Here is a 1,227-nt window from a genome sequence, read left to right on the forward strand (position 1 = left end):
AGGTCCCCCTTTTTAGCGGAGTGGCGCAGGACGGCGAGAAAGGCCATGGCGAGCATGGCCATGCTGATGTGCCGGTACCAGGCGCGGTAGAGGCGGAATTGGTAGTGGTCGAGTCCGGCTTCTTGTTTTGCTGCTTCGAAGCATTCTTCGATCGGCCACCTGCCGCCGATGACGCGGACGAGTTCGGTGGTATCTGCGTGCCGTGGATTGTGGCAATGGAAGTAGGAGAGCTCACCGTCGGTGATGTTGCGCCGGAATATCAGTTGGTGGTCGGGATCGGAGGTGGGAATTGCTGCCCAGTCGTAGACGCGGAATCCTTTTATTCCGATTCCGCAGGAGCGGCGGATCCAGTCTTCGGGATGAAGGGTGGCCGCGAGGGTTTCGACCGTGTTGCTGGAGTATTTGCTGACGGAGAACGTCGTGGTGTCGGTGGTTTTCGGGACGGCGACGGCGTAGGCGATCTGGCGGCTTTCCAGATAGGCGCGAAAGCCAGGGTTCTGCCCGAATTCCTCGTCTGCGGCGAGCCAGGCGAACGGCACGCCCGCCTCGATCGCCCTGCTGATCATCACTTGGGCCTGTTGGGGGCGCGTGGCGAAGGCGACGTCCTGCGGGATGCCCGCTTCGGCGCGCCTCTCGGCATCTCGGCACCAGGACGTCTCGGGCAGATACAGTTCTCGGTCGATGAGAGCCCGATCACCGCTAGAATTGGCGTAAGCGAGGAAAACGCCGATCTGACAGTTGTCGATCCGGCCGAGTGTCCCGGAGTACTGCCGCTGGACGCCAGCGGATTTCTTTCCCTTCTTTGCGAATCCCGTCGGGTCGACGATCAAGATCCCGTTCGAGTCGGCGAGATGTTCCATCACATAGGAACGGACGTCATCACGAAGAGCGTTCTCGTCCCAGGGCGTCAAATTGATGAACCGCTGGATCGCGGTCGGCCGCCGCTCACCCGTGAATTCCGAGATCGTCCATGAGTTCTTTCGTGCCAACGGGGCCAGCAGGCCACGCAGATACTGCCGAAAATGCTCACGCGACTCCGTGCGGTAATATCGTGCCTCGAACCTGGCACACAACAGATCGAACTCCGCACGCCAATCGTCCAGCGCCTCAGTGGTTACCGCGCCATTATCTTCAAAGGGTGGGGGCATGCCACCAAGGTGGCATGCCCCCACCCTCTCAGGTGATTGAACTCCGGAACCCACTCAAGATCTAGGCATGTAGTACTAG

Annotated in this window: 1 protein-coding gene; it reads right to left on the reverse strand. The window is 60.4% G+C overall.

Going from position 1 to position 1,227, the window contains the following annotated elements:
• Positions 1-1,148, reverse strand: a 1,148-nt coding sequence (locus tag ACYVE7_RS34245; protein ID WP_460370759.1) for an IS701 family transposase, incomplete at its 3' end; no start/stop codon positions are given.
• Between the last annotated feature and the right edge of the window lie 79 nt (positions 1,149-1,227).

The organism is Actinocorallia lasiicapitis, from assembly GCF_054778695.1.